Consider the following 18942-nt stretch of genomic DNA (forward strand, 5'->3'; position numbering starts at 1 on the left):
GAGATTCGGCTTGTTGCCACTGCGTACCAGCTTCAGGCCAAGCGCAATCTCTGCCGCCGCCTCTGGGCACCAGGAAGTGACATGAATGTCGGGCCTGATTTCGTCCGTGGTCAGGTCAACCACTCGATACTGCACAATCATAGCTTATGATCCTCCAGCCGTGTAGATCTCGCCGTGCATGACGTAGAATTCGCGGTCCACCGGGGTAGTCCTCCTCCGGTTCGACCAGGATCAGCCCATACATGCCGTTGGCGATATGCTCGGCCGCGAGCAGTGTCGCGCAATGGTAGACATCGAGACCGGGCTCCATCGCCAAAAACGAAAAGCTCTTGCCCTCGCCAGGCACGGCAAAGACCCACACTAATATCAGGGAACCCGCCTCACGCACAGAGCGAGCCCGATTACCTATGCTTTCGGGCATTTGCCGACTGGGGAGAAACGACCGAGTGGGCGCGCGTTGCGGCCTGGCCGCAGTCGACCCCATACCTGCCACTGGTGCGCCGCTTCCTCTGAGCCAATAGCGGCCGCAACAAGCGACCTGATTATCGCTTGCGACTTATCACGATGTTACTGCCTGAAGACCTTCTCCATGGCACTTAGCTGATCGTGAACGGCTAACTTGTCCATGATCGTGGCGCTGGCGTCGTTCATGCCAAGATGCCGAATGAAGTGGCAAAGAATGCTGCGGAAGCATTTCAGCTCGCAGGATCGGGCGCCAATGCGGTCTATCCAGAAGCCCTGCGGCAGGCTGAACTTGGTGCCCTGCGCCGAAACGGCGTAGTCGCGCCAGAACTGCCGATAGTCGCCATGGATCTGACCGGGCAGTAGAAGGAAGATTCTGAAGTGTTTCAGGCGGGTGACACCGTGATCGAGGCTATGAAGCGTCTTGATCTGATCAAGCCCCGGATCAAGCGGACTGGCTTTCCGAGCGCTAGAGCTCGGCCGGCCGTTTGGGGGCTCCGCCTGGTCCGCTTTGTGGAGAATTCAACACCCTCGATCGGAGATGTCCGGCCAGCTTCATTGTTCCACTGAGTAGAACGCCATTTTATCGATTGACATGCGACACCCGACGAGTCACCCCTTGTGGCGAGGAGGCGCTATGTTTTGCATCACGGAAGATCAGACACGAAACGCGCTTTCCATTCGGTCTGCGGCCGAGATTGTCATGGCGACTTACCGCGGGATCGCGGAGGGGACGGTCACCGCATCGACGCCTTCCCTGCTGCAGATAACGAGCGAACCCTTTCGCCTGGGAGCTAAGGGAGCGGTGCTCAATCATCTCGGCATCGCCGGTGTGAGGCTCATTTCCCGTGCCGCGCCGCGCTTGATGCTGTGGTCGCTGCAGTCCGGTGAGCCGCTTGCATTAATCGACGAAAGCCACGCCTATCGCTTTCGCACCGGTGTCTCAGGTGCAGTCTGCGCCCGTTACCTGCTGCCGACTGGATCAGAGCCGAACGTGGCTATCATCGGCGCCGGACCTATCGCTTTTCAATTGGCGCTGGCCGTCAACGAACTTGTCGAGCCGGCTAGCATGCGGGTCGTGGCGAGCAGTGTGGATTCGGCGGAACGCTTTGCCCGGGAAGCCCAGGAGGCCGGCGTCAACGTCGTGCCCCAGAATTCGGTGGCCGATGCGGTTCGCGATGCCGATCTGGTGATTACCATCACCTCGGCGAATGAAGTGCTGGTCCGGATTGAGGATCTCGCTCCCGGCGCTGTCGTTCTGTCGATGGGCGGTGGCCACGAAGTAGACCACAAGGTCTGGGCCGCATGCAGTCAGCGCTTTGTCGATGATCTCGGCTACGCATTGCATCAGGGAGACGCCGCTGCGTGGATCAAAGCAGGCCTGTTTGACGAACTTAGTTTTGCCGCCAGCTTGACCGGCACGGTCGCTGCGCTGGCGGCTGATCAAGTGACGGCGCATCTGAACGACACCGGCCTGTCCATGGCCATTGTTCAGGGCACCACGGCGCTCGATGTCGCCCTGGGCCACGCCATTTATCTTCAGGTAGAGGGTCAACAATGAACCGGAATGCCGGCACGCCAGAAGACTTCATGACGCGGCTCTGCCACGCCGTTCTCAAACCAGACCTGCTCGTGGAAGACGCAACGCGCCGACTTATCGGCCGAGCCATTGCCGACACGGTCGCTGTGGCGGCAGCGGGTTTCCTGGAGCCCGCGGCGCGCAATGCCCTTGCAGCCTATGAAGGGCAGGGTGCGGTGACCTGGTCCGGTGAACAGTGCGAAAGCCTCGAAGCGGCTGTGCTGATCAACGGGACCGCGTCCCACGCCCTCGATTTCGATGATGTCTATGTCGAGAGCATGACCCATATCAGCACGGTCCTATTGCCAACTGTGTTGCGCGATGGCCGGGACGATCCAGAGACCGTGCTGACCGCTTTTGCCGCAGGGCTAGTCGCCGCCAGGGCCGTGGCCCGCAGGGTTGGGCGGGGTCACTACAATTTGGGCTGGCATGGCACCGGCACTATCGGTGCGCTGGCGTCCGCTGCAGCGGCGGGGCGACTGGAAGGCCTTGATGCCGACCAGATGTCGAACGCCTTTGCCCTTGCCGCCTCCATGTCAGGCGGATTGCAGGCCAATTTCTCAACTCAGGCCAAGCCGGCCCACGCCGGTTTCGCAGCAGTTGCGGGAACGCGGGCAGCGCGCCTTGCCAAGGCTGGAATGACCGGATCTCGCGCCGTGTTCGAAACCCGAGGCTATCCGGATCTCTATGGCGCAGGCGATGGTGATATCGACCCGCCCGACGAAGCGTTTGAAGCGCGTCCTGACCAGATTTCGGTCAAGCTCTTTCCGTGCTGCTATGCCACTCACCGCCTGATTGGGCTGGCGCTGGATGCACGTGCCGCGCTCGGCGACAAACTCCTCGACCCCACCCTGAGGTTCGAGTTCAGCGTCCCGGCCGGCAGCATCGCCATTCTCCGTTTCGACAAGCCGGACAACGGTCTCGAGGCGCGCTTCTCCAAGACCTATCCCGCAGCAGTGGCACTCCTTCGGGGCACACCTACCCTCCCCGACTTCTATGACGCGGCACTACATGAGCCCGATATTGTCGCGATGATGCAGCGCATCTCGGTGCAAGAGGATCAGGCACAGCCAAGCCAGGGCGATATCGAGTTCGGCCAGGCGTGTCTGGCGATAACCCGCGCCGATGCTGCGGTGTCGCAGTTTACACGAGCTGCTTTGCCAGGCTCGCCCATCGATCCTCCATCGCCACAGGCGCTGAGGGACAAGATAGGCGGCTGCCTGACTGTTTTCGAAAGTTGGACCGGGCAGCGTTTGCCGATCCTGTCGCGCATGTCCGGACTTGCGACAGAGGCATGGATCCCGGCCTCATACATCTCGTCCGACGAAAAATCTTACGGAGTAAAGTCTTGAGCGTTCAAATGATCGATCTTGTCAAAATGTTGCGCACGCCGCTGGAGCTCAATGCCAAGGCGGGTGACAAGATTCTCATCATCACCGATACGGCCATGGAGCCCGTCTTGTGGGAGGCATTGGCCACGGCAGCCAATACGATGGGCATCGAGTCGACCACCGCGATCATGACGCCAAGGGCAACCCATGCAATCAGCCCGACCAGTGCGATCTGCGCCGCGGCAACAGATCCGGGTACCGACATTGTCATTTACCTGACCAGCACCGCGCTGGCGCATTCGCCGCTGAATGCCGAACTGCTCCATATCGGCAAGCGGCATATCCTGATGGAAGAGCTGACCACCGCCATGCTCAAGCCGGACGGCCCTGCCGGCGCCGACTACAAGGCGATGAATGTGTTGGGCACACGGGTACAGGACATTTTCAGCCAGGGCAAGTCGATCCACGTGACCTGCCCCAACGGCACCGACCTGCGCGCGAGCATCGAAGGGCGTCCGGGCCGGGCGATCGCGGGCACGATCTTCAAGATGCGTGACAATGGCGGCGGGGGTTGCGCCTTTCCCGATGGTGAAACCCATATCTGCCCCGTCGAAGGCACCGGCGAAGGCAAGGTGGTGTTCGACCTGACGGCTCACTCTGTCGGGGCGCTGAGCGAACCCATCGTCCTCACCATCGAAAAGGGCTTCGTGACCAACATCGAAGGCGGAGCCCAGGCCGATGTGTGGAAGCGCATCCTGGACACGCATGGTGACGCGGCCAGCTACAACGCGCCGGCCGAAATTGCACTGGGTCTCAACCCCAATGTCAAACCTACCGGCTCCATGCGCACCGACAAGAAGATGTATGGCACCGCCCATATCGGCATGGGTGACACAGTGACCCTTGGGGGTACATGCCATGCCAAGCTGCGTCTCGAAGGCGTCGTGAGCAAACCTGAAATTGTTGTCGATGGGCTGCCGGTCGCGCGAGGCGGACAAATTCTCGTTTGAGAAAAACGAAGGCGCGTTCACGGCGCCCAACCCCAACTCCAACCAGAACAAACCAGGAGGACTAAGAATGAACAGAGGAGGAACTTCAAAAATGACACGCCTATTCCTGACGATGACGGCCAGCGCATCAGCCATTGTGCTGCTACTGGCCTCGAGCGCCACCGCGCAATCGGTGACGTTGACACTGGCGCACCAATATCCGAGCACTCAGGTGATTGGTGACGCCTACAATTACTGGGCCGAGCGTGTCGAGGAATTGAGCGGCGGCGACATTGCCGTACGCGTCTTCCCCGGCAGCACCCTGATCGCCAGCGACGAGGCTTTCTCGGCCGTTTCGACGGGATCGGTCAGTGCTTCAAACATGATCGGTGGTTTCCAGGTGGGCGATATCCCTCAGGTCGCCGCAGTTGGCATGCCATTCATGTTCGATGACTACGCACACTACCGCCGCGTGGCCGATGCAGGTCTCGCTGACATGGTTGGCGGTTGGTACGAAGAAGAGAACATAAAGCTCCTGGGCTTTTTCCCCAAGGGCAACGATCAGGTGTTTCACAAGTCCAAATTCTTGCTCGAACCTGCAGATTTCGGGGGTGCGCAATTGCGTGGTGTCGGCGGCGTTTCTGACGCTGTGCTCGAGGCGCTTGGCGCCAATGTCGTACGGCTCCCCACCACCGACGTGACCGCAGCGTTGCAGCGCGGCGTCGCCGACGGTCTGGTGACAAGCTGCAGCGCCCATATCGGTCGCTCCTGGTACGAGCAGACGCCATACGCTTCCGTCGTCGCAATCAAGAACGACTTCGAGGCTCTCGGCATGAATTTGGGTGTCTGGAACGGGCTGACCGAAGAGCAGAAGGCTCTGGTCATGCAGGCGGGCGACGAAATGGAGGACATGCAGTGGAAGCTGGTTGAGCGCCAGGAAGCGGTCGATTGCGTGGAGCAGTGGAAAGAACTGGGCGTGAATGTCGCGAGCCCCAGCCCCGAACAGCGTCAGGCTCTGCAGGAAAAGGTTCAGCCGGTTTACGACCTGTATCGTGCCGAGCTGCCCGTCATCGACGACGTGCTCAAGCTCGTCGAAGACAACCGCTGATCATACCCACGAGGACGACGGAGGCGAAGATGACTCCAGCTAAACAGTCAGACGATGAAGCCCAACAGGCACCGGCCACCGGCGTCGAAAAGCTCGCGGTGGCTGGGGTTCATCTGGCAGCAATAATCCTGCAGGTCGCCGCCGTCGCCCTCGTGGTCAATGCCGTCTACCGCTACACGGTGGGGGGCGGGTTCGGTGTCATCACCGAAGTCACCCGCTTCGCGCTGCTGGTCGTGGTGTTTCTGGGGCTGGCGGGAACCCATCTCGTCTCGGGCCATGTGCAGGTGGAGATCGCCCTGGCGTCACTGCCGCAGCGGTTTCGGGACATGCTTGAAGGCTACGTCATTCCGGTCATGAGCGGGCTCTATCTGGCCTTCCTGGGATGGGCAGGCTGGGTCGCCACGGTCCAGATGTTCCAGAGCGGCACGACCACCCCGTCACGCCCGGCAATTCTGATGTGGCCCTTCGCAGCGGTGGTTCCGCTCGGATGTGGCCTTCTTATCGTGATCCTGCTTGTCCAGGTGTTTCGCCGGGTGACGCGGCGCCGGGCAAGCGGTGTGAACTGAACCCGGCGCAGGAGAAAAAACATGCAACTTGGCCTGACTGCCGGCTTGGTAACAATTGGACTCGTGGCGCTGCTGCTTGTCGGAATTCCGATTGCTTATGTCCTGGGCATGACCGGTATCTTTGGTCTGTTTTCCGCGACCAATGGCACCGATGCCTGGCTCTCGCTGACATCGGGTGCAGCCATGCATCTGTCGAGCTCGAGCCTGCTCGCCATTCCGCTCTTCATGCTGATGAGCGCCTATATTACCGAAAGCGGCATGGGCCCGCGCCTACTCGACTTTACCGACAAGTGGTTTTCGAAGTTCCCCGGAGCGCTCTACAACGCTGCCATCGCGGCATGTGGGGCATTTTCCACCATGTCCGGATCCAGCGTGGCGACGGCGGGTGCCATTGGCGGCGTGGTCATTCCCGAGTTCAGGCGGCGCGGCCTCAATGTGCGGCGGGGGATGGGCGCGGTGGCTGCGGGGGGAACGCTGGGCGTGCTGATCCCGCCGAGCACTGCATTCATCGTCTATGGTGAATTGACCGAAACGTCGGTTGCGCGCTTGTTCCTGGCCGGTGTGGTGCCGGGCGTGCTGATCCTGACGGTGTTCATCGCTTATACGACCTTCGTGTCGCGGATCGAGGAAAAGAAGGCTCCTCCCACTATCGAGGAGGATGTCACCTGGCTCGATCGCTGGATTTCCCTGCGCCAGATCTGGTCCGCGCTGGTGCTGATGCTGGCGGTGCTGGGCGGCATCTTCTTCGGCGTGGTCACTCCCACCGAGGCAGCGGCCCTGGGCGCACTCGCCGCGATGTTCATCGGGGTCTATGTGCTCAAGGGCCTGTCCTGGGCCGGCGTGCACCGGGCGGCGGTGCGCTCGATCTATTCCATCACCATGATCGGTACCATCCTGCTGGGCGGGTTGATCCTGGGGCGGGCCATCACCTTGCTGGGCATTTCCCAGGACCTGGTGAACCTGATCCAGGGGACCGGCCAGCCGGGCTGGGTGGTCATCATCTGGATCATGCTGCTGCTGTTTTTCCTGGGCATGTTCATGGACGGTGCGGCTATCACGGTCATCACCATCCCCCTGCTGTTCCCGGTTATCTCTTCCTATGGCTACGATCCGGTCTGGTTCGCCATCATCTTTGTCGTCAACACGGAGGTGGGGTTGATCACGCCGCCGGTGGGGATGAACCTGTTCATTGTCAAAGCCATATCCGGCGAGCCAATGACGGAGGTGATCAAAGGTGCACTCCCTTATACGACCCTGCTGATCCTCTCGCTTGTGACGCTGATCCTGGTCCCCCAAATCAGCCTGTGGCTGCCCAATCTGATGATGGGACCTGCTTGACAGCTTCATGTAAGTCCTGTGTAGAACGTTGCCAATCGGTGGGGACATTACAGCGCAATGACCAAGACAGAAGCCGCTCAGGTTGATGGCCCCATTGTGCGATGCGTGCGCCTGATCCGGCTGCTTGCCGAGATCGACACGGACATTTCAATCAAGGATGCCGCCGAACATCTCGAACTGCCGGCGAGCACCACCCATCGGCTCCTCCGAGTGCTGTCGCAGGAAGGGATGGTATCGAAGGACCCGCGTACGTCGCGTTATCGCGCCGGTCTCGATCTCGAACGCCTGGGTTCGCTGCTGGCTTTCAAGAATGGCTTCAGGGATATTGCACGACCCTATCTCCAACGCGTCGCCGACCAGTGCGAAGAGGCCTGCATGTTCGTCGCCTACCTGCCGGCGACACAGCAGGTGAGCGTGATGGCTGCCGTCAATTCGCGACACCCCCTGCGTTATGAGATCGAACTGTACGTTCCCCATTCCGTAGTTTGGGGGGCGACGGGTCGATCGATTTACGCTTTCCTGCCAGAGGAGGAGCAGCGGTCGATCGCAGATCGCGCAGGCAATTCACCGGCTTCCGGCAAGCCCTTGCCTGCATGGGAGGAGCTCAAGCCAGAGCTCGATGCCATCCGCAATCGCGGCTACGCCTTTACGCGCGGGGAGAAGGTAAAGGGCGCGGTGGGGATCGGCGCGCCTATTTATAACGGCTCGGGAGTGGTGCTGGGGAGCTTTTGCATAACGGTCCCTGAAATCCGCTTCGATGATGGAAAGGAGCAGGTTTTGTCCAAGCTTCTCCTTGATGAGACGGCAAGATTTCGCGCGTCAGTGGGTCGCACAACGGCTTGATTGAAACTGATGAGGCGATTGGGCCGCGGTCAGTTTGTTTTGCCCCTGAGCTGATCTGGGTGGAAAGCGGACAATGGGCGAATGGCAGCACCGTGCTGCAACGAGGCGAGATGGCTAGAGGCTCGCCGCTTCCAGGAAGGCGGCCGCCGCTTGGAGGCCGTCTTCGGATTGGACCCCGGCGCCGAGCGCACCGGATTGACGTTGCCCCCAGCTTCCATCCAGCGTGATGTAGACTCGGGCGGTTGGTTTGGCCGATCTGGCCGGGGTGAGCGACGGGGGCTGGCGCGGAGCTGGTCATTGAGCGGAGCGGCAAGCCGGCACCCGGCCATGATGGCAAACCTGACAGCGGTGTCATAACCTTCACTCAACTGCGAGAAGAGCAGGCGTTCTTCCCGATCGCTGGCCTCGCGCACGCGCTCCTTGGGCTCCTTTAGTCGGTGCTCCGACCAGTCGATGTCCTGAACGGGACATTTTCAAACCTTGCTGGCGCGGCGCAGGATTTTTTTCAGCAGTTCGGTCGTTGACCGGTTCACCGTGGCGTTGGAAACCAGACCATGTTCACGCTCACCGTTCCCGACGTCGCGCCTGTCCATCCTCCTTTTCGCGACCACTTGCGCAACCAGATCGTTACCAATCTGCGAGCTCAGCGTTTTTGCGCCGACGCGGTCGATCAGACGTTCGACGTCCCTAAGGGAGGTCAGAGCGTTCTTGTGATGCTGCCCAACTTGCTCCATCCACAGAAGTGCCATGGCTTCAAAGGTCATGTCCGACTGGGGACGTCGGGATTCCATGTCCTTTCGAGCGGCTGCCTTGAGCCGGTCTTCTTCCCTCTTGGCCTCTCGCTGGTTAGCCGCTCCCGTATTGCCCGCAAACCGGATTCCACCGACGAAGAAATCGTAAGAGTATTCCTTGGCGTTCTTACGTTCGAAGATGGACATCCTTGGCGCCTCCTTTCTCTGATGAAATCGTCCAGATCGGCTTGGTGCACGCGGATCACTGACCGGTAGGGTCCTTTTCGCCGGAGCCCGATGAGGATACCAGCGTGATCCAGGAACCGTCACGACGACGAAATAGCTCGGCGGATATCCTGGGTCAGTCGACTGGCCTCCGCTTCAACTCTGGTCGAGCGGCAAAACCGGTGTATCTACTCTTGTCGGGGCTCATCGATACTAGACCCGTAGATTGTAGCAAACTTTATGCTCTCAATGCGCAAATACTTTGCTTGGACAACGCGCTAGGTCAATGTGAGGATGCTGTTGCAGAATGCCGCCCGTTGCGCCGCCACTCCGCGACGTTCAGATACGAGGCTCCTGCGATAAGGCGGCTCCCGATGCGCCATTCTTTAGAGCTCTTGGCTCTCTTTTAGACCATCACGCGTGGTGACTACCGAACACGATATCAGGAGAAGAGAAGTGAAAATTGCAGTGTTTCTCATGGTCAGCGGGGTCCTCGGCATCTGCGTGTCTCCGGCGCTGGCTGAAGATTACAAGGTCCAGATGCTGAACCAGGATACGCACGGCCGGGCGATGCAATTCGAGCCCGCCTTCCTCAAAGTAGCCCTCGGCGACACGGTGACTTTTGTGACAACCTACAAGGGGCACAATTCCGAATCCATCCTGACACTCATGCCCGAAGGTGTTGAGGCATGGAAGGGTAAGATCAATGAGGAGATCACTGTGCTGTTCGAGACGGAGGGTCTCTATGCCTACAAGTGCCAGCCGCATTTAGGCTTGGGGATGGTGGGACTAATCCAGGTCGGCGATGCGCCCGCACAGCTTAACCAAGCCGATGTTGAAAGTCTTCCGCTGCGCGCGGAGAAGCGCTTGGTCGACCTACTCGCGGAGGCGGAAGCCGCAAACGGTCAGTAAAGAGGCCGACTGTCCGGTCTCCAACTTGTGCCGAAGGGGGCGTTGGAACGTTGCTCGCAAGATCTACGGCGTCGATCGTCTTGTCTACCATAGCCGCTCCATTTCCCTGCGCATCATTGCCGTGCGATCTTGGGCGGAGTGATTGAGACAGCGCTGCTGCGCATCCAGTTTTTTGTCCGTCGATGCTTGCTCCCGCGTCTCCGCACGAGACGACCTGGTTCGTACTGATGGTGGTCAACATGACAAAAATTGCGAAAAATCCAAAAAACCTGCTTTCCGACTCTGAAAGGGAAGTCGGAGACGCTTCTGGTGACGGCTCTAATGGCGCACCAACGAACGCGTCCCTGTTCAGGCGACGCCCCACGGCGAGATGAGCACGGCAAGTACCCTGGCCTTGGCCGCTACCTCACCCCGCACACCCTCCCGCGCAGCGGGTTAGTTCTCCGACCCCATTCCGGTCGTTCGAACCCCTAGCGCGCATTCCTAAAAGCTGCCGTTGACCGTCGCAACGGACGCAAAACATGTCCGCGCACCTAACATCCACTAGACCAACGAAGCGCCGCCATCCACCAACACCGACTGACCCGTCGCGTAGCCGCTGAACATGTCCCGGTATTTGCTCAGGCGCAAGCTCGGTCTCACTCGGCTTAGCAGGAGTGTAGTAGCCCCCATGCGATCGGCCCGCGCAGCGATGTCGCCATAGACGCAAGACGCTGGTGCGTCAGGTGGTCCGGTCGTCGATGAGCGGCGTTGGCTTGGCCAGCCCGGTCAGCCCCTTGATGTCGGTAAGCTCGATTGTGGCGCCGTCGACATGGACGCCAAATTGCCGAAGGGTTGCAAAGGCGCGCGACAGATTTTCCGGCGTCATCCCCAGCAGGGCCGCCAGCGTGCGCTTGTCATGGGGCAATGAAATGCGGCCATGGGCACCCTGGTCGGCATGATATTTCAGCAGCCGGTTCGCCAATCTTTCCACCGCTGTGCGCAGCTTCAGGTTCTTGTGCTCCTTGATCGTCGACCGATAGCAATCTGCCAGTTCAACGACGAGGGCGCGCGCGAAGCCCTCATCGGTCTCAAAGGCCGTGCGGATATCCTGCGCGGGGATCATCAGCACGCGTGACTTCTTGGTGGTGCGGGCCGACATCAGATTGACCGCATCCTTGAGCACGGCAGCCAGAATGAATGTGCCAATCGGATGGACCATGGCCAGGGTGGCTTCGCGGCCATTGGCCGTGGCAAACAATTCGACGCATCCCTCGATCACCACGAACAGAAAATCGGCACGATCGCCCTCGGTGATCAGTTGAACCTGCTCGGGGAAGGTCTGCAGATAGGCCGCCTGACTCAGCGTGGCGAAATTGTCCTCCCGCATGCTCTTGAAGAGATGCAGCTCGCGGATGTGCGGAAAATCACTCAGGCGCATTGCAGTCCCCCCAATTGATGCACATCAATTTACTAGTTGATATTTTTGCATCCACCTTACGCGATTGTAAAGTTCGTAGCTCGTATTGGCGCCGTCCATGATGACGCATGGGGGTGATCGACTTGTTTTCGTGGCATGACTTCCATTAATTGATCCAGATCAAAGTTCTTGCAAACATCAAACTGAATTGTTGCTCCCAAACCGGCCTGCGGGCTCAGGTTCGCGCACCGTGGGGGAGCAGATTACATGACGACGCTGACTGGAGTTACCCGCAGCCAACAGAGCACGGCGCTGGGCCTGAGTACCTTTGCGTTCACGGTGTGCTTCGCCGTTTGGACGATTTTTTCGATCATTGGTGTGCAGATCAAACAGGATCTGGGGCTATCCGAAACCGAGTTCGGTCTGCTCGTCGCCACGCCGATCCTGACGGGCTCCCTGAGCCGCGTGCTGCTGGGCATCTGGACTGATCAATATGGGGGCCGCCGGGTGTTCAGCCTGGTGATGCTGGCATCGGCGGCGGCCACCTGGCTGCTGGCGAGCGTGACGACCTATCAGTGGTTTCTCGTCGCGGCCCTAGGCGTAGGCCTGGCGGGTGGTGGCTTCTCGGTGGGCGTGGCCTATGTGTCGAAATGGTTTCCCGCCGAGAAACAGGGCACAGCCCTGGGAATATTTGGTGTCGGTAATCTGGGCGCAGCCGTAACGAGTTTCGGAGCGCCCTTTTTGCTGGTGGCCTTTGGCTGGCAGCAGACGGCCCAGGTCTATGCCCTGGTGCTGGCGGCAGTCGGCGTCTTGTTCTTCGTGCTGGCCAAGGATGACCCCGCATTGCAGGCGCGCCGGGCGGCCGGGCGGAAGCCTCGGTCAATCATGGCACAGCTCGAACCGCTCAAGAGCATCCAGGTCTGGCGGTTTTCGCTGTACTATTTCTTCGTCTTTGGCGCCTTCGTCGCCCTGGCGCTGTGGCTGCCGCGCTACCTGATCGGCGTTTACGGCCTCGACATTCGCACCGCCGGTGTATTGGCCGCCTTCTATTCGGTTCCCGCCAGCATCTTCCGCGCCTATGGCGGACATCTGTCGGACAAATATGGTGCGCGCACGATCCTGTACTGGACCTTCGGCGTCGCCATGCTGTGCACCTTCATGCTGGCCTATCCGCAGACTGACTACGTCATTCACGGCATTGACGGACCGATCGCCTTCTCGACGGAAATGGGACTGGTGCCCTTCGTCTTTGCCGTGTTCTTGCTGGGCTTCTTCATGTCGCTGGGCAAGGCGGCCGTCTACAAGCACATCCCCGTCTATTATCCCGAAAATGTCGGCTCGGTCGGGGGACTGGTCGGCATGGTTGGCGGTCTTGGCGGTTTTGTTCTGCCCATCGTCTTCGGCGTGATGAACGATCTGACCGGCATCTGGACCAGTGCCTTCGCGCTATTGTTCCTGATTGCGACGGTGTCAATGCTCTGGATGCATTTCACGGTCCGGGCCATGGAGAAATCCGCCGCAGCCGGAACGGCGACAACACTGCCGCAACTGCCTGAAATGCAGCCGATTCACGACAGCACCAAGGTTCCCGGACCGTCCAAGACCATTGTTGACTGGCGCCCCGAGGATGCCGAGTTCTGGGAGAGCAAAGGCAAGGCGATTGCCCGGCGCAATCTGTGGATTTCGATCCCGAGCCTGCTGCTGGCTTTCGCCGTCTGGATGGTGTGGAGCGTGGTGATCGCCAAGCTGCCGGCGATCGGTTTCGACTATACCATGGACCAGCTGTTCTGGCTGGCGGCGCTGCCCGGGCTGTCGGGCGCAACGCTGCGCATTTTCTACTCCTTCATGGTGCCCATTCTGGGGGGGCGTCTGTGGACGACCATTACCACGGCCTCCCTGCTGCTGCCGGCCTTCGGCATCGGCTACGCGGTGCAGAATCCGGAAACGCCCTATCTGATCTTTCTGGTGCTGGCGCTGCTATGCGGGCTTGGTGGCGGCAATTTTGCCTCGTCCATGGCCAATATCAGCTTCTTCTTCCCCAAAAAGGAGAAGGGCAACGCCCTGGCACTGAATGCGGGGCTGGGCAATCTCGGCGTCTCGGTGATGCAGTTTCTGGTGCCGGTCGTCATCACCACCAGCATTTTTGGCGTCCTTGGCGGGGAACCGCAACAGGTCGATGAAGGCACGCGCCTGTGGGTGCAGAATGCCGGCTTTATCTGGGTGCCGTTCCTGATTGTCACCACGCTGCTGGCCTGGTTCGGTATGGATGATATTGCCTCGGCCAAAGCCTCGTTCCGCGATCAGGCGGTGATCTTCGGGCGCAAGGACAACTGGATCATGTGCTGGCTCTATACGGGCACCTTCGGATCGTTCATCGGCTATTCTGCCGGGTTCCCACTGCTGGCCCAGACCCAGTTCCCCGAGGTCAATTCCCTGCAGTTTGTCTTCCTGGGCCCCCTGGTCGGCGCATTGTCCCGCGCCGGCACCGGCTGGATTTCGGACCGCTGGGGCGGCGGACGCGTCACCGTCTGGACCTTTGTAGCGATGATGATCGCGGTCGGCGGGGTAATCTATTTCCTCGCCACCAAAGAGCAACCCGGCGCGTTCTGGGGCTTCTTTGCCTGCTTCATGGTGCTGTTTCTCGCCACCGGCGTCGGCAATGCCTCCACCTTCCAGATGATCCCCGTGATCATGCATCAGGAAGTCAAACGCACCATGCCCGAGCTTGATGCGACGGCAATCGCCCGTCAGGGCGACAAGGAAAGTGCGGCCATTATCGGCTTCACCTCGGCGGTTGCCGCCTATGGCGCCTTCTTCATTCCCAAAGCCTACGGCTCCTCGATCGATATGACCGGTGGCCCCGAGGCAGCGCTTTGGGGCTTCATGATCTTCTACGCCACCTGCGTGCTGATGACCTGGTGGGTCTATACCCGCCCCGGCGGCAGCCTGCATGAGATCGAACGGAGACACCCTGTCACCGCTACACCAAACATTGCTCGTTGAGGGAGCCCACTATGTCTCTTTTGCTTGATCGACTGAATTTTCTTGCCCGCAAGAATGTCGACAAATTCTCTGGCGGTCACGGTGTGACCACCAATGAAAACCGGGACTGGGAAGACTCCTACCGCAAGCGCTGGCAGCACGACAAGATCGTCCGCTCCACCCATGGGGTGAACTGTACGGGCTCGTGCTCGTGGAAAATCTACGTCAAGGGCGGGATCGTCACCTGGGAAACCCAGCAGACCGACTATCCCCGCACCCGGCCCGATCTGCCCAATCATGAACCGCGCGGCTGCGCCAGAGGCGCCAGCTATTCCTGGTACATGTACTCCGCCAACCGGGTGAAATATCCGCTGATCCGGTCGCGTCTGCTCAAGCTCTGGCGTGCGGCCCGGGTGATCCGGACGCCGGTGGCCGCCTGGGCGTCCATTGTCGAGGACAAGAGCCAGCGCGATGCCTACACCAAGATCCGCGGCCATGGCGGCTTCGTGCGGGCAAATTGGGAAGAAGCCAACGAGATCATCGCCGCCGCCAATGCCTATACCGTACGCAAGTACGGGCCGGATCGGGTTATCGGCTTTTCGCCGATCCCGGCCATGTCGATGATTTCCTATGCCGCGGGCTCGCGTTATCTCTCGCTGATGGGCGGGGTCTGCCTGTCGTTCTACGACTGGTATTGTGATCTGCCGCCGGCTTCTCCCCAGACCTGGGGTGAACAGACCGACGTGCCCGAGAGCGCCGATTGGTACAATGCAGGCTTTCTGATGCTGTGGGGCTCCAACGTTCCGCAAACCCGGACGCCGGACGCACATTTTTACACCGAGGCCCGCTACAAGGGCGCAAAATCGGTGGTGATATCGCCCGACTATTCCGAAGCAGCCAAGTTTTCCGATCTCTGGTTGCACCCCACGCAGGGGACCGACTCCGCCCTGGCCATGGCGATGGGCCATGTCATTCTCAGGGAGTTCCACCTTGACCGCCAGGCGGAATATTTCGAGGATTATTGCCGCCGCTATACCGACATGCCGATGCTGGTGCGGCTGGTTGAGCAGAATGGAACCCTGGTCCCGGAACGTCTGGTTCGCGCGTCTGACTTCAAGGACAAGCTGGGCGAAACCAACAATGCTGAATGGAAGACCGTGGGTATCGACGAAAAGACCGGTCAGGTCATGGCCCCCAATGGCTCTGTCGGTCATCGCTGGGGCGATCCGGGCAATTGGAACCTTGAACAGAAAGACGGCAAGGGGGCTCCACTCCATCTGAAGCTGAGCCTGATCCTTCCCGAGGATCGGGACAGCGTCGCCGAGGTGGCTTTCCCCTATTTCGGCAATCGCGAACATGACCATTTCGCCGGAACCGACCATGACAGTGTCCTGGTACGTTCCGTGCCGGCTAAGCGGGTTCTGCTCAATGACGGTGAGGCATTGGTAGCCACCGTATTTGATCTTATGGCGGCCAATTACGGGCTGGACCGGGGCATTGGTGGGGCCAATGTCGCCAAGACCTATGACGAGAATGTGCCCTACACACCGGCCTGGGCCGAAAAGATCACCGGTGTTTCCAAAGAGAACATCATCGCGGTGGCGCGTGAGTTTGCCGACAATGCCGAGAAGACCGAAGGGCGATCAATGGTCATTCTGGGGGCCGGGATCAACCATTGGTATCACATGGACATGACCTATCGGGGGATCATCAATCTCCTGATCATGTGCGGTTGCATCGGCAAGTCGGGTGGCGGCTGGAGCCACTACGTGGGGCAGGAGAAGCTGCGCCCGCAAACCGGCTGGCTGCCTTTGGCCTTTGGCCTCGACTGGGGTCGCCCGCCGCGCCAGATGAACGGGACGTCCTTCTTCTATGCCCATTCCGATCAGTGGCGCTACGAAACCCTCAATGTGAAGGAGATTCTGTCCCCGACCGCGCCGCAGGGCGATTGGGATGCCAGCCTGATCGACTACAATATCCGGGCCGAGCGCATGGGCTGGCTGCCCTCCGCGCCGCAGTTGGAGACCAACCCGCTCGATATCGCCAAGGCCGCGGCCAAGGCGAAGAAGCCACCCGCCGAATATGTGGCCGCCAGCCTGAAGTCGGGGCGGCTCAAAATGAGCTGCGAGGATCCCGACAATCCGGTGAACTGGCCGCGCAACATGTTCATCTGGCGCTCCAACCTGCTGGGCTCCTCGGGCAAGGGGCATGAATACCTGCTCAAGCATCTGCTCGGCACCACCCATGGGGTGATGGGCAAGGATCTGGGTGCGGAGGGTGTGCAGCAGTCCAAGGAAGCCAATTGGCATGACACAGCGCCCGAGGGAAAACTCGACCTGCTGGTGACGCTTGATTTCCGCATGTCGACCACCTGCGTCTACTCCGACATCGTTCTGCCGACTGCCACCTGGTATGAGAAGAACGATCTCAATACCTCCGACATGCATCCCTTCATCCATCCGCTTTCCAGCGCGGCCGATCCTGCCTGGGAAGCGCGGAGCGACTGGGAAATCTTCAAAGGCCTGGCCAAGAGCTTTTCCGACATCGCCCCCGAAGTGCTGGGTGTGGAGAAGGACACCGTGCTGCTGCCGATCCAGCATGACACCGCCGGTGAAATGGCCCAGCCCTTTGACGTTGCCGACTGGAAAAAGGGCGAAATTGACCCGATGCCGGGCAAGACAATGCCCAATGTCGTCGTCGTCGAACGCGATTATCCCAATCTGTACAGGCGGTTCACGGCCGTCGGTCCGCTGCTGAATACGCTGGGGAATGGCGGCAAGGGCATTGGCTGGAACACCGAGCATGAGGTGGACGCGCTCGGCAAGCTCAATGGCGTGGTCACCGAAGCCGGGCCAACGCTGGGCATGCCCCGGATCGACACCGATATCGACGCCACCGAAGTGGTGCTGATGCTGGCGCCGGAAACCAATGGTGAAGTGGCGGTCAAGGCGTGGGAAGCACTGAGCAAATTCACCGGTCGCGAGCATGCCCACCTGGCGCTCCCCAAGGAAGACGAGAAAATCCGCTTCCGCGACATTGTCGCCCAGCCGCGCAAGATCATCTCGTCACCGACCTGGTCGGGGATTGAAAGCGAGAAGGTTTGCTACAATGCCGGCTACACCAATGTGCACGAGTTGATCCCGTGGCGCACGCTGAGCGGCCGTCAGCAGCTCTATCAGGACCATCTGTGGATGCGGGCCTTTGGTGAGGCGCTCTGCGTCTATCGCCCGCCGATCGACACCAAGTCGGTCAAGCCGGTGATCGACAGCAAGCCGAACGGCGAAAAGCAGATCGTGCTGAACTTCATCACGCCGCACCAGAAGTGGGGCATCCACTCCACTTACACCGACAATCTGCTGATGCTGACGCTCAATCGGGGTGGCCCGGTCGTCTGGATCTCTGAAGTGGACGCCGCCAAGGCAGGCATTGTCGATAATGACTGGGTGGAAACCTACAACGCAAATGGCGCACTGGTCGCCCGAGCCGTGGTCTCCCAGCGCATGAAGGAGGGGACTCTGTACATGTATCACGCCCAGGAAAAGATCGTGAACACCCCCGGCTCGCAAATGACCGGCCACCGCGGCGGCATCCATAACTCGGTGACCCGGGCGGTGATCAAGCCGACCCACATGATCGGCGGCTATGCGCAGCTCTCCTATGGCTTCAACTACTACGGCACTGTCGGCTCCAATCGCGATGAGTTCGTCATCGTCCGAAAGATGACCAAGATCGATTGGCTCGAAGGTCCGCTGAAACAGAAGCTGGAGGCAGCAGAATGAGAATCCGCGCACAAATCGGCATGGTGCTCAATCTCGACAAGTGCATCGGCTGTCACACCTGTTCGGTGACCTGCAAGAACGTCTGGACCAACCGCGAAGGCGTCGAATACGCCTGGTTCAACAATGTCGAGACCAAGCCTGGCATCGGCTACCCCAAGGAATGGGAAAACCAGAAGAAGTGGAACGGCGGCTGGGTGCGCAAGGCCAATGGCAAGATCGAACCCAAGATCGGCGCCAAATGGCGGGTCCTGGCAAAAATCTTCGCCAACCCCGACCTGCCGGAAATCGACGACTATTACGAGCCGTTCGATTTCGACTACTCCCATCTGCAGACCGCCGGTGAAGTCGAAGCCTTCCCCACCGCGCGCCCACGCTCAAAGATCTCCGGCGAACGCATGGAAAAGATCGAGTGGGGCCCGAACTGGGAAGAAATCCTTGGCGGCGAATTCTCCAAGCGCTCGGTGGACAGCAATTTCGAGGGCATCGAGAAGGAGATTTACGGCCAGTTCGAAAATACCTTCATGATGTATCTGCCGCGCCTGTGCGAGCATTGCCTAAATCCAACCTGCGTTGCCGCCTGTCCTTCCGGGGCCATCTACAAGCGTGAGGATGATGGCATCGTTCTCATCGACCAGGAGAAGTGTCGCGGTTGGCGCATGTGCGTCTCCGGCTGCCCCTACAAGAAGATCTACTACAAC

14 protein-coding genes are annotated in these 18942 nt (G+C 60.0%); 12 read left to right on the forward strand and 2 right to left on the reverse strand.

The window, feature by feature from the left end:
• Positions 1-669: 669 nt before the first annotated feature.
• The 8 genes from Q8O80_RS06640 (at position 670) to Q8O80_RS06675 (ending at position 8216) form a co-directional block, all read left to right on the forward strand.
• Positions 670-828 (forward strand): hypothetical protein, encoded by a 159-nt coding sequence (locus Q8O80_RS06640; RefSeq protein ID WP_305578217.1) that lies wholly within the window; start codon positions 670-672, stop codon positions 826-828.
• A gap of 271 nt (positions 829-1099) precedes the next feature.
• Positions 1100-2023 (forward strand): NAD(P)-binding domain-containing protein, encoded by a 924-nt coding sequence (locus tag Q8O80_RS06645; RefSeq protein WP_305578219.1) that lies wholly within the window; start codon positions 1100-1102, stop codon positions 2021-2023.
• Positions 2020-3393, forward strand: a complete 1374-nt coding sequence (locus Q8O80_RS06650; protein WP_305578220.1) for an MmgE/PrpD family protein — start codon at positions 2020-2022, stop codon at positions 3391-3393. The genes Q8O80_RS06645 and Q8O80_RS06650 overlap by 4 nt, the downstream gene beginning before the upstream one ends.
• 8 nt (positions 3394-3401) lie before the next feature.
• A complete protein-coding gene (locus Q8O80_RS06655) occupies positions 3402-4382 on the forward strand; it encodes an aminopeptidase (protein WP_305578222.1) in 981 nt (326 codons plus the stop codon).
• 91 nt (positions 4383-4473) lie between these two features.
• The gene (locus Q8O80_RS06660) at positions 4474-5469 is read left to right on the forward strand and encodes a TRAP transporter substrate-binding protein (protein WP_305578224.1); all 996 of its coding nucleotides are present in this window, start codon (positions 4474-4476) and stop codon (positions 5467-5469) included.
• 29 nt (positions 5470-5498) lie between these two features.
• Positions 5499-6035: a TRAP transporter small permease gene (locus Q8O80_RS06665; protein WP_305578226.1), complete on the forward strand. Its 537-nt coding sequence runs from the start codon at positions 5499-5501 to the stop codon at positions 6033-6035.
• Positions 6036-6056: 21 nt separating this feature from the next.
• The gene (locus tag Q8O80_RS06670; RefSeq protein WP_305578228.1) at positions 6057-7373 is read left to right on the forward strand and encodes a TRAP transporter large permease; all 1317 of its coding nucleotides are present in this window, start codon (positions 6057-6059) and stop codon (positions 7371-7373) included.
• 57 nt (positions 7374-7430) lie between these two features.
• Positions 7431-8216 carry an IclR family transcriptional regulator gene (locus Q8O80_RS06675; protein WP_305578230.1) on the forward strand — a complete coding sequence of 262 codons (786 nt, stop codon included), beginning with the start codon at positions 7431-7433 and terminating at the stop codon, positions 8214-8216.
• A gap of 473 nt (positions 8217-8689) precedes the next feature.
• Here the strand turns inward: Q8O80_RS06675 and Q8O80_RS06680 are convergent, their stop codons facing one another.
• Entirely contained in the window at positions 8690-9154 is a 465-nt protein-coding gene (locus tag Q8O80_RS06680; RefSeq protein ID WP_305578232.1) for a hypothetical protein, read from the reverse strand.
• 474 nt (positions 9155-9628) lie between these two features.
• On the opposite strand from Q8O80_RS06680, the gene Q8O80_RS06685 reads away from it, so the two are divergent.
• Positions 9629-10084, forward strand: coding sequence for a pseudoazurin (locus tag Q8O80_RS06685; protein WP_305578234.1), 456 nt, complete (start codon positions 9629-9631; stop codon positions 10082-10084).
• Positions 10085-10805: 721 nt separating this feature from the next.
• On the opposite strand, the gene Q8O80_RS06690 is transcribed toward Q8O80_RS06685, so the two are convergent.
• Entirely contained in the window at positions 10806-11504 is a 699-nt protein-coding gene (locus tag Q8O80_RS06690; RefSeq protein WP_305578236.1) for a cyclic nucleotide-binding domain-containing protein, read from the reverse strand.
• Positions 11505-11750: 246 nt separating this feature from the next.
• Here Q8O80_RS06690 and Q8O80_RS06695 point away from each other — a divergent pair, with 246 nt between their 5' ends.
• The 3 genes from Q8O80_RS06695 to Q8O80_RS06705 all read left to right on the forward strand — a co-directional run.
• A complete protein-coding gene (locus Q8O80_RS06695) occupies positions 11751-14486 on the forward strand; it encodes an MFS transporter (RefSeq protein ID WP_305578238.1) in 2736 nt (911 codons plus the stop codon).
• 11 nt (positions 14487-14497) lie between these two features.
• Positions 14498-18244 carry a nitrate reductase subunit alpha gene (locus Q8O80_RS06700; protein WP_305578239.1) on the forward strand — a complete coding sequence of 1249 codons (3747 nt, stop codon included), beginning with the start codon at positions 14498-14500 and terminating at the stop codon, positions 18242-18244.
• On the forward strand, positions 18241-18942 hold a 702-nt coding region (locus Q8O80_RS06705; protein WP_305578242.1), incomplete at its 3' end, for a 4Fe-4S dicluster domain-containing protein. The genes Q8O80_RS06700 and Q8O80_RS06705, both read left to right, overlap by 4 nt.

It is taken from the genome of Devosia sp. (assembly GCF_030689745.1).
Lineage (GTDB): Bacteria > Pseudomonadota > Alphaproteobacteria > Rhizobiales > Devosiaceae > Devosia > Devosia alba.

Bases quoted from the DNA above. Each gene is read 5' to 3' on its own strand.
- Q8O80_RS06650 (WP_305578220.1), top strand. From the start codon at position 2,020: ATGAACCGGAATGCCGGCACGCCAGAAGACTTCATGACGCGGCTCTGC.
- Q8O80_RS06645 (WP_305578219.1), top strand. From the start codon at position 1,100: ATGTTTTGCATCACGGAAGATCAGACACGAAACGCGCTTTCCATTCGG.
- Q8O80_RS06675 (WP_305578230.1), top strand. From the start codon at position 7,431: ATGACCAAGACAGAAGCCGCTCAGGTTGATGGCCCCATTGTGCGATGC.
- Q8O80_RS06695 (WP_305578238.1), top strand. From the start codon at position 11,751: ATGACGACGCTGACTGGAGTTACCCGCAGCCAACAGAGCACGGCGCTG.
- Q8O80_RS06690 (WP_305578236.1), bottom strand. From the start codon at position 11,504: ATGCGCCTGAGTGATTTTCCGCACATCCGCGAGCTGCATCTCTTCAAG.
- Q8O80_RS06700 (WP_305578239.1), top strand. From the start codon at position 14,498: ATGTCTCTTTTGCTTGATCGACTGAATTTTCTTGCCCGCAAGAATGTC.
- Q8O80_RS06680 (WP_305578232.1), bottom strand. From the start codon at position 9,154: ATGTCCATCTTCGAACGTAAGAACGCCAAGGAATACTCTTACGATTTC.
- Q8O80_RS06670 (WP_305578228.1), top strand. From the start codon at position 6,057: ATGCAACTTGGCCTGACTGCCGGCTTGGTAACAATTGGACTCGTGGCG.
- Q8O80_RS06665 (WP_305578226.1), top strand. From the start codon at position 5,499: ATGACTCCAGCTAAACAGTCAGACGATGAAGCCCAACAGGCACCGGCC.
- Q8O80_RS06660 (WP_305578224.1), top strand. From the start codon at position 4,474: ATGACACGCCTATTCCTGACGATGACGGCCAGCGCATCAGCCATTGTG.
- Q8O80_RS06655 (WP_305578222.1), top strand. From the start codon at position 3,402: ATGATCGATCTTGTCAAAATGTTGCGCACGCCGCTGGAGCTCAATGCC.